This window comes from Pseudomonas sp. NPDC086112 (assembly GCF_044746425.1).
Lineage (GTDB): Bacteria > Pseudomonadota > Gammaproteobacteria > Pseudomonadales > Pseudomonadaceae > Aquipseudomonas.
This window is the reverse complement of record NZ_JBIVCD010000026.1, coordinates 40,219-47,491: the sequence shown is the minus strand read 5'-3', so window position 1 is coordinate 47,491 and position 7,273 is coordinate 40,219. Positions and strand designations below refer to the sequence as shown.

Annotated in this window: 9 protein-coding genes; 3 read left to right on the top strand and 6 right to left on the bottom strand. The window is 58.8% G+C overall.

Annotation, left to right across the window (positions count from 1 at the left end; all coding sequences use genetic code 11):
* Positions 1–292 precede the first annotated feature (292 nt).
* From ACIPLA_RS18240 to ACIPLA_RS18230, 3 genes are all read left to right on the top strand, one after another.
* On the top strand, positions 293–637 hold the full coding sequence (locus ACIPLA_RS18240) for a pilin assembly protein (protein WP_401174812.1): 345 nt from the start codon (positions 293–295) through the stop codon (positions 635–637).
* Between the two features lie 372 nt (positions 638–1,009).
* Entirely contained in the window at positions 1,010–1,423 is a 414-nt protein-coding gene (locus ACIPLA_RS18235; protein ID WP_063342619.1) for a DUF4398 domain-containing protein, read from the top strand.
* Between the two features lie 56 nt (positions 1,424–1,479).
* Positions 1,480–2,268: an OmpA family protein gene (locus ACIPLA_RS18230; RefSeq protein ID WP_123498112.1), complete on the top strand. Its 789-nt coding sequence runs from the start codon at positions 1,480–1,482 to the stop codon at positions 2,266–2,268.
* A gap of 182 nt (positions 2,269–2,450) precedes the next feature.
* Here the strand turns inward: ACIPLA_RS18230 and ACIPLA_RS18225 are convergent, their stop codons facing one another.
* The 6 genes from ACIPLA_RS18225 to ACIPLA_RS18200 form a co-directional block, all read right to left on the bottom strand.
* Positions 2,451–2,780 carry a hypothetical protein gene (locus ACIPLA_RS18225; RefSeq protein WP_192344191.1) on the bottom strand — a complete coding sequence of 110 codons (330 nt, stop codon included), beginning with the start codon at positions 2,778–2,780 and terminating at the stop codon, positions 2,451–2,453.
* Positions 2,777–3,691 carry an alpha/beta hydrolase gene (locus tag ACIPLA_RS18220; protein WP_218398494.1) on the bottom strand — a complete coding sequence of 305 codons (915 nt, stop codon included), beginning with the start codon at positions 3,689–3,691 and terminating at the stop codon, positions 2,777–2,779. Before ACIPLA_RS18220 ends, ACIPLA_RS18225 begins: the two co-directional genes overlap by 4 nt.
* 141 nt (positions 3,692–3,832) lie before the next feature.
* Positions 3,833–5,110, bottom strand: coding sequence for a flavohemoglobin expression-modulating QEGLA motif protein (locus tag ACIPLA_RS18215; RefSeq protein ID WP_123498105.1), 1,278 nt, complete (start codon positions 5,108–5,110; stop codon positions 3,833–3,835).
* A gap of 36 nt (positions 5,111–5,146) precedes the next feature.
* Positions 5,147–5,701, bottom strand: coding sequence for a hypothetical protein (locus tag ACIPLA_RS18210; RefSeq protein WP_401174806.1), 555 nt, complete (start codon positions 5,699–5,701; stop codon positions 5,147–5,149).
* A 158-nt stretch (positions 5,702–5,859) separates the two neighbouring features.
* Positions 5,860–6,576, bottom strand: a complete 717-nt coding sequence (locus ACIPLA_RS18205) for a TetR/AcrR family transcriptional regulator (RefSeq protein ID WP_008070397.1) — start codon at positions 6,574–6,576, stop codon at positions 5,860–5,862.
* Positions 6,577–6,679: 103 nt separating this feature from the next.
* On the bottom strand, positions 6,680–7,273 hold a 594-nt coding region (locus ACIPLA_RS18200), incomplete at its 5' end, for an amino acid--tRNA ligase-related protein (RefSeq protein ID WP_401174802.1).

The window sequence follows — 7,273 nt, the reverse complement described above, 5'->3', positions numbered from 1 at the left end:
GGGCTTGACCAATGCCTGGGTTGGGCCCCCGGTGGCCCGGGCCGGGCGCTCTCAAGGACGCCTTCGCCGGCAAGCCTGGCTCCTACACTGGCATTGGCGGCTATGCTTTGTTGTTAGAAGCTCTGTTAAAGAGAGTGCCGTCGTAAAGCGCTTCTTACAAGCAGACGACGCCAAGGACTTCAAACACCGGGCATTGCAGCTAATCTCAACCATAAGCCGTACAACGGCGTATCACCGGCCACCGCCGGACACTCACCCGGCCTGCCACGAGCAGGTGCGCAATGAGGTCATCATGAAAATCCGCGAGCTCGCCAAGCATTGGGAAGAAAACGCCAAGGGTCGTCTGACCGACTCTGGCTACGCGATTCATCTGGACGTGGAAGCCGCCGCGCGGCTGGCGGCGATTATCGACATGTACCCCAAGCGGCGCCCCGAAGAACTGCTCGGCGAGCTGATCGGCGCCGCCTTGGAAGAGCTCGAAGCGAGCTTTCCATATGTGAAGGGGTCAACGGTGGTGGCCACCGATGAAGAAGGCGATCCGCTGTACGAAGACGTCGGCCCGACCCCGCGTTTTCTCGCCTTGTCCCGGCGTCATTTGCATGATTTGTCGGGCGATAGCGACAAGCAGAAACACTGAATTTGACGCCGAATCTGTGGGAGCGGGCTTGCTCGCGAAAGCGGCGTGTCAGCCAACATTTATTTCAACTGATACGGCCTCTTCGCGAGCAAGCCCGCTCCCACACTGGCTTGCTATTCCTTCGATAATTGCATGTTTCCGGGCCATGAAACGGTCGGGAATACCGCCGCATATCGCTAAAATTACCGGTTTAGAGCCTTGTCCTCTCGATCAGGTTTTTTCGGGCGATAGGCCATCTTCTCTGAACTTTTGAAAAACACTTTGGGTCAACCCAATAACCACGCCTGGGACGGCCGATTCAAAATGCTCTGGAAATTGAAGGTTGCGGCTCCTTGCCCAGGATGGATTCAGATGTTTTTCAGGAGTTATCCAATGGAGTTGAAGACCATGAAGACCAGCATCGCATCATCCTCGTTCCCCCATCTGCGCGGTCTCAAACTGGCGGCCCTGGCCATCGGCGGCAGCTTCGTTCTGGCCGGTTGCGCCGGTAACCCGCCGAGCGAGCAATACGCCGTGACCCAATCCGCCGTGAACAGCGCTGTCAGCGCCGGCGGTACCGAATTCGCCGCCGTGGAAATGAAGGCCGCTCAGGACAAGCTCAAACAGGCCGAAATCGCCATGCACGACAAGAAGTATGACGAAGCCAGAATGCTGGCCGAGCAAGCCGAGTGGGACGCCCGCGTCGCCGAGCGCAAGGCCCAGGCGATGAAAGCCGAACAAGCTGTGAAGGACTCCCAGAAAGGTGTTCAGGAACTGCGTCAGGAAAGTCAGCGCACCGTGCAGTAAGCGCCCATCCCGATTTTCAGACCTGAAACACTTATCGATAGAAAGGACGAACTATTATGCGCAAACAATTGATGATCCCCGCCCTCCTGGCCGCAAGTGTTGCACTGGCTGCCTGCTCCACACCGCCCAACGCGAACCTGGAGCAAGCCCGCACCAACTACACCGGCCTGCAAGCCAACCCGCAAGCCAGCAAAGTCGCAGCGCTGGAAACCAAAGACGCCAGCGAATACCTGGACAAGGCCGACAAGGCTTACCTGGATAGGGAAGACCAGGCCAAGGTCGATCAACTGGCTTACCTGACCAATCAGCGCGTTGAAGTGGCCAAGCAGACCATCGCCCTGCGCACCGCTGAAAACAACCTGAAAAATGCCGCAGCACAACGGGCCCAGGCTCGCCTGGATGCCCGCGACCAGCAGATCAAACAGCTGCAGGACAGTCTGAACGCCAAACAGACCGATCGCGGCACGCTGGTGACGTTTGGTGATGTGCTGTTTGCCACCAACAAGGCGGACCTGAAGTCCAACGGTTTGGTGAATATCAACAAACTGGCGCAGTTCCTTCAGGAAAACCCGGACCGCAAAGTGATTGTCGAGGGTTACACCGACAGCACCGGCGCGGCGTCGTACAACCAGTCGCTGTCCGAGCGTCGCGCGACCTCGGTGCAAGTGGCCCTGATCAAGATGGGTGTCGATCCTGCGCGCATCGTGGCCCAGGGTTATGGAAAGGAATACCCGGTTGCGGAGAACTCCAGCGTCTCGGGCCGTGCAATGAACCGTCGGGTGGAAGTGACCATTTCCAACGACAACCAGCCGGTCGTACCGCGTTCGGCGATCAGCGCCAAGTAAGCTGGCCACGCTGAAACTTAAAAGCCCCGCCTGAATTGATCAGGCGGGGCTTTTTTCTGAACAAGGTTTACACCTGTTTCAGGACTGTAGGAGCGAGGCTTGCCCGCGAAGAACGATGATGCGGTCTAACAGATACACCGAGTCATCGTTCTTCGCGGGCAAGCCTCGCTCCTACGGGATGTTTATTGTTCGAGTTTTTGCGGCGTTTCCTCGCCCATGCAGCGCACGGCCTTTTTCTTGTTGTTGATCAGCACGCCGGTCAGGCCTTTCTGTTCGGTGTCGAACAGCACCAGCACGCCATCGATGCACTGGGCCACTTGCGGGGCCGGTTCCAGGGAGACCTTGTAGTCTTCGCCCGGCACGGTCTTGAGCATGGTGAAGTCGCTGAGCAGCAGCGCATCTTCGGGTTTGGCGAAGTGCAGGTAGCCGTACCACCACAGGGCGCCAACGGTGCCGAGGATGCTGCAAATACCGGTGATGATCAGCGGGATAGCGTTACGTTCTTCACTCATTGCGGACTCTCTGGTGGTTCATCTTCAGAATTCGGGGGTGCCGGGTAATTGGGGACTTCACCCAAGCGGCGCAGGCCGTCGAAATGCTGCGGGTCTTCGAGGTAGCGCAGCATGACCTTTCGCCAGACCGGGTCGGCGAAGGTTTGCACATGACCGCCACGGGTCAGTTGCAGCACTCGCGGCGGCGGCGCAGCTTGATACAGTCGGATGCCGTTGGAAAGGGGCACCAGCTGATCATCGATGCTGTGATAGATCAGTTTCGGTACGCCGTTGAGCTGCGTCATGGAATGGATCGCGCTGTCGCCGTCCGGCACCAACCAGGACAACGGCACCTGGAACGGCCAGGTCATCCACGACGTACTCAAGGCGAAACGCCCGACATCACGGTAACTGGCAGGCACGCCATCGAGTACGAAAGCCTTGAGTTGCCGCTGGCGCTCGGGATGTTGGGCCAGGAAATGCACGGCCATCGAACCGCCAAGGCTCTGACCGAGAAGGATCAGCGGCTTGCCCTTGACCTCCGGGGCCTGGTCGAGCCATTTGAACGCGGCATCGATGTCCTGATAAATCGCCGGCAACGCCGGTTTACCTTCGGACCAACCGTACCCACGATAGTCCACCAGCAACACTTGATAGCCCTGCTCCGGCAACCACCAGCTCCCCCCCAAATGCCACGCCAGGTTGCCGCCGTTGCCGTGCAGATGCAGCACCGTGCCTTTGACCTCGACACCTTTTTTCGCCGGCAGCCACCAGCCATGCAGCTTGAGGCCGTCAGCGGTGACCAGGGTGACGTCGCGGAATTCGAGTTTGGCTTTTTCCGGGGTGAACGGCTGGCCGGGCTCGGGGTAGAACAGCAGAGAGTCGCAACCGCCGAGGGCCAGGAGCAGGCAAAAGATGCCGAGGATTCTCATCCGGTGAAGCCCTCGCACTAACGATTGATAGCAGGTCCGTAGGAGCGAGGCTTGCCCGCGAAGAACGATGACGCGGTAGATCTGATAGAGCGCGTTATCGTTCTTCGCGGGCAAGCCTCGCTCCTACAGGGTGTGTTGTGATCACAGGATATTGGAATAATCTGCTTCGATCCGGTCCAGGCTCAGGTGGTTGAGGAAGTTGGAGAAGCACATCCAGGCCGACAGCGCGTTCATGTCGCGGAATTGGTCGGGCAGGTACTTGGGCGGCACCACCAGGCCTTCGTCCACCAATTGGCGCAAGGTCCGCATGTCTTCCAGCGTGGTCTTGCCGCAAAACAATAGCGGTATCTGCTCCAGCTTGCCTTTACGCACGGCCAACTGAATGTAGTTGTAAACCATGATAAAGCCCTTGAGGTAGGACAAGTCTTTGGTAAACGGCAGACCGGTCGGCACCGAGCCGCGGAAAACCCGACTGGCGTTGCCGTAGCTTTCGGCCATTTCGAAGCCTTGCTCACAGAAGAAATCGTAGATCTGCAAGAAGTCCGCGCCCTCCTCCACCATATGAATGGCACGGGTACGGTTGGTCAGTTTGCGCAGGCGGCTCGGGTAGGAGGCGAAGGTGATGATTTCCATCAGGATCGCCAGGCCTTCCTGGGTCACGGTGGACGACGGCGGGCCTTTGGACAGGAAGGTGCAGATCGGCTGATTCAGGCCGTTGAGCGTGGTGCCCACATGCACCAGCCCTTCGTGGACTTCCAGCGCACGCACGTCGCGGTCGTTGAACATCGCGTCGGCGCGGATCTTGATGTAGTCGGCGCCCGCCGCCGCATCGGCGACGATCCCGTCAGACTCGAACACCCGAATGGTTTCTTCGTTCTCGCCAAACACCCGGTTCAGCCGGTGTTGCAGCAGGTCGACGGCTTCCTTGGCGGTGAGCAGTTTCGGTTCGTCCTTGAGGTCGCCACGGCCGTCGATGTTGTTCAGGTAATCGGAGAGCATAAGGCCCAGATCGGCCAGGGTCGGGTCGCCGGCGTGAAACGCATCGGACGCCGCGCCATACAATTCCTGGGAAATCAGCCCGAAATCTTCGGTGCCGCGCGCTTCAAGCATGCGCACCACCATCCGGTATTCCTTGCACATGCGGCGCATGATCTGGCCGACCGGGTTGAACTGGCCGAGCTGGCGAGTGATGTCGCGCTCGATGTTCTGGAATTCCAGCTTCACTTTGCTGGAATCAAATGCCAGCGGTCGATTGAGGTAGTAGTCGCGGTCCACGGCCGGCATTTCCTTGCCCTTGCCTTTGAAGAACCCCTTGCGAATGCTGTCGTCCCACTTGACCGCATCCAGAACGCGAATCGGCGTCTGCGCCAGCACTATGCGATCGGACAAAATGCGTATCGTCTGCTGGTATTCGTCCACCCGAAACTCCTGTAGTAAAACCGTTACGTGCTGGATTTATTTGGTTTTGGCCAGGCGCTGATAACGCACCGCTTCGACGAAAACATCGGAATTGGCCGGGTCATCGAGGTAGGCGAACACCTGATCCAGGCCGTTGTTGATCAACACCCCGTCGCCGTCGTCGGTCCGGAAGCCTTGGCCACTGAGGGCTTCTTGGCCCATGGCCTGTTTGATCTGCTCGAGGTCGAGGTTGTAGACCACCAGTTCGTGCTTATCGTTGAGCTCGAAACCGGTGATGGTGAAATTCCCGCCGAACTGCGCCGGCACCTTCGCCGACAGGTACCAGCGATTGCCATGGCGCGACACAGTGAAGGGATAGGCTTCACGCTCATGGGGCTTGGCCTTGAAGTAGCTGACCGCCTGATAGCGATTGTCGCCGATGCGTGTCAGCTCCAGGTTCATCGGCTCGCCCCAGGCATTGGTGCTGGTCCACTTGCCGAGCAATCCTTTGGGCGCGGGCTCGCTGGCGGGCAGCGGCTCCTTGAAGGTCACCAGACAGCCACTGAGCAGCAGGATCGACAAGGCGATCACAATGACGCGCCAGGCTTTCATTCAACACTCCCTATGAACGCACCGCCCCGAAAGGTCACCGAACCTGTAGGAGCGAGGCTTGCCCGCGAAGGCGTTGTGTCATTCAACACATATGTTGAATGTTATACCGCCTTCGCGGGCAAGCCTCGCTCCTACAGGGTCGAGTTGTCCTGCGGGATTTACACCGACGCCAGCACCAAATGCATGTAGCGGTTGAGGATGCCGAGCATTTCCTCTTCGGCCACAGGCTCGGCGTCGTTGAGCAGGCCCTGATATTCCATCCGTCCGATAATCGCCGTCAACACTTTGGCATCCTGTTGTGGCTCACGGGAACCCAATACTTCGAAAAGCTGGCAGGTGCCCTGCAGGAGAATTTGCTGATGGGAACGCACCAACAAGGCCAGACGCGGGTTGAGCAACGCTTCCTGGCGGAAGGCTTGCTCAGCCATCAAGTGCTCGCGGCGATTGATCAATTGCCGATGAACATAGTCAGCCATCAGCCGTGCGATATCGTCCGCCAGCTGTGAGCGGGACTCGGGGGTGCCATCGCCGCTGACAACCATCTCGCGCAACAGGCCTTCGTTGCTGGCCCATAACCGGGCCATGAACGCCGCGCTGCGTTCCACGTATTGGGCGAAGGTATCGGTGAGCAGGTCATCGATGTCTTTGAAATAGTAAGTGGTGGCCGACAGCGGCACACCCGCTTCAGCGGCCACAGCACGGTGCCGCACGGCCCGCACACCATCACGCACGACAATGCGCATCGCTGCGTCGAGAATGTCCTGTCGACGCTGTTCGCTGCCCTGTCGGCTGGCCTTGCGGCCCTGGTACTGAACACTTTCAGCGACCGCAGTGGCGATACCCGCTGCACCTTCTTGAGCCATTGCACGATTCACGACAGGTATTCCTCTCTAAACGTCAAAAGTAACCAATTGATACGTTTGTACCAGACAGGCAATAAAAAGCCGCCTGTTATAGGCGGCTTTTTAATTGAAACACTTACGCTTGTGGCCGCATGTGCGGGAACAGGATCACGTCGCGGATCGACGGTGAGTTGGTCAGCAACATCACCAGACGGTCGATACCGATCCCTTCACCGGCGGTTGGCGGCATGCCGTACTCCAGCGCGCGAACGAAGTCGGCATCATAGTGCATGGCTTCGTCGTCGCCGGCGTCCTTGTCGGCCACCTGTGCCATGAAGCGCTCGGCCTGGTCTTCCGCGTCGTTCAACTCGGAGTAGGCGTTGGCGATTTCACGGCCACCGATGAACAGTTCGAAACGGTCGGTGACGTTCGGGTTCTCGTCGTTACGACGGGCCAGCGGCGACACTTCGAACGGGTACTGGGTGATGAAGTGTGGCTGTTCCAGCTTGTGCTCGACCAGCTCTTCGAAAATCATTACCTGCAGCTTGCCCAGACCTTCGAAGCCCAGCACCTTGGCGCCGGCCTTCTTGGCGATGGCGCGGGCCTTGTCGAGGTCAGTCAGGTCGTCAGCGGTCAGCTCAGGGTTGTACTTGAGGATCGAGTCGAACACCGACAGACGCACGAACGGCTCGCCGAAGTGGAACACCTTGTCGCCGTACGGCACGTCGGT

Coding starts and splice junctions, on each gene's coding strand:
- ACIPLA_RS18220 (WP_218398494.1), bottom strand. CDS start 3,691: ATGAGAATCCTCGGCATCTTTTGCCTGCTCCTGGCCCTCGGCGGTTGC.
- ACIPLA_RS18230 (WP_123498112.1), top strand. CDS start 1,480: ATGCGCAAACAATTGATGATCCCCGCCCTCCTGGCCGCAAGTGTTGCA.
- ACIPLA_RS18235 (WP_063342619.1), top strand. CDS start 1,010: ATGGAGTTGAAGACCATGAAGACCAGCATCGCATCATCCTCGTTCCCC.
- ACIPLA_RS18225 (WP_192344191.1), bottom strand. CDS start 2,780: ATGAGTGAAGAACGTAACGCTATCCCGCTGATCATCACCGGTATTTGC.
- ACIPLA_RS18240 (WP_401174812.1), top strand. CDS start 293: ATGAAAATCCGCGAGCTCGCCAAGCATTGGGAAGAAAACGCCAAGGGT.
- ACIPLA_RS18210 (WP_401174806.1), bottom strand. CDS start 5,701: ATGAAAGCCTGGCGCGTCATTGTGATCGCCTTGTCGATCCTGCTGCTC.